Raw genomic sequence first — 1,400 nt, 5'->3', positions numbered from 1 at the left:
TATTCGATCCAAGCGGGTTGGCGTCGGAAACCCAGTTTTTCGTTCACATCCAAAATGGGGGCATTTGTAGAGGCGTTCCAAGTTTTTATCAGGTTGTAACCGTGCTCCTTGGCGTACTGGATGACCAGGAGCTTCAATGCCATAGCCAAACCCTTGCCGCGGTACTCCCGGCGTACACCGGTGAACCCCTGGATGAGATGTCCAGGCTCCGCAGGTATTTTGTACACAAAACTCTCGCCCACATAGTCTGTCCCTGCCTTAACCAGAAAATAACCGTCCGCAAGTAGATCAGGATGTTCGATCAGTCTTCGACGAAATTCCTCAGGCGAACCAGGGGTGAAAGGCGTGTATGAGGGCACGTCCCTTAAAACGGTCATGTGTAACTCGTAGAGCTTGGCGAACCAGTCAGGATCGCTCATCTTTTCCCGAGAGAGCGTGCTTAAGAGGAAACCTTGCTGTCTAACCTGGTCCAAATAATGCTGGAAAGGCGCAGGGTTAAAGTCTTGCACCCTTAGGTGAGATTCCCAAGTCCGAAAGACCTCACGAAAACCCCGGTTTTCCAGAAAATTGATGGATTCAGGCCAGGTCTCCCGGGCAGAAGTATGGAGAAATTTTGCGGAAAGTTTCTGTAGATCGGAAAGTATCCGCTCGTAGAGAGCTGAACCGATCCCCTGCCGACGGAAAGTCGGGACTACGGCTATCCAAATCCAAAATCGCTGGGGATGAAAGCGATGCGGCATGTGGTGATAGCAGGCATAACCGACAGCCTCTCCGTCTTTCTCCGCCAAGTAATAACGGAGCACGTATTTTGAGGTATCGAAGTGCTCGTAGTCGTAGCGGAACTCCTCGACGGTGTAGAGATGCTCGGGATCGCAGAGATTATCGATCCGAACAACCGCAGCGAAATCCTCAAAGCTTCCAGAAAAATCGCGGATGAAAAAGTTCACGCTTTCTCCTCAAGGAGAAATCTTACGGGCGGCCAAAACAATTTGGTAGACCCGGCGCGCGGGGATCCCGAATTCTTTTGCTGTCCTTTTTCGGGCTTCGCTGGGAGAAAGCCCTTGGCGTAGAAGTTCTTGATAGCGGACGAGCACGGCTTCTTGATCCATACTTTCCTTGGGCGCTTCCGGAGAAGGGGCAAAAAGTACGACTACTTCGCCCAAGACCTTTCCGCGGCGGGCGAACTCCGCGTGCACAGCCTGGGCTGATCCGCGCACGAATTCTTCGTGAACCTTGGTGAGCTCCCGCGCCACCACGGTTTGGCGCTCCGGGGCTAATTCCGCCAGAAGCGCCAGGGTAGCAAGAAGTCTTTTGGGGCTTTCGAAAAACACCACGGTGCAGGGCAGACGAAGGAGCTGGGAAAGCCAAGTGCGTCGGGCGCTGATTCCCCGTGGCGGGTA

2 protein-coding genes are annotated in these 1,400 nt (G+C 53.5%); both read right to left on the bottom strand.

Going from position 1 to position 1,400, the window contains the following annotated elements; translation table 11 throughout:
• Positions 1-947 (bottom strand): GNAT family N-acetyltransferase (locus H5T41_11135; protein MBC7109312.1); only part of this gene is annotated, 947 nt, incomplete at its 3' end.
• A 9-nt stretch (positions 948-956) separates the two neighbouring features.
• Positions 957-1,256 (bottom strand): hypothetical protein, encoded by a 300-nt coding sequence (locus tag H5T41_11130; GenBank protein ID MBC7109311.1) that lies wholly within the window; start codon positions 1,254-1,256, stop codon positions 957-959.
• Positions 1,257-1,400 lie beyond the last annotated feature (144 nt).

The sequence above is a fragment of the Methanomassiliicoccales archaeon genome, assembly GCA_014361295.1.
Lineage (GTDB): Archaea > Thermoplasmatota > Thermoplasmata > Methanomassiliicoccales > JACIVX01 > JACIVX01.
This window is presented reverse-complemented; position numbering and strand designations above follow the sequence as displayed.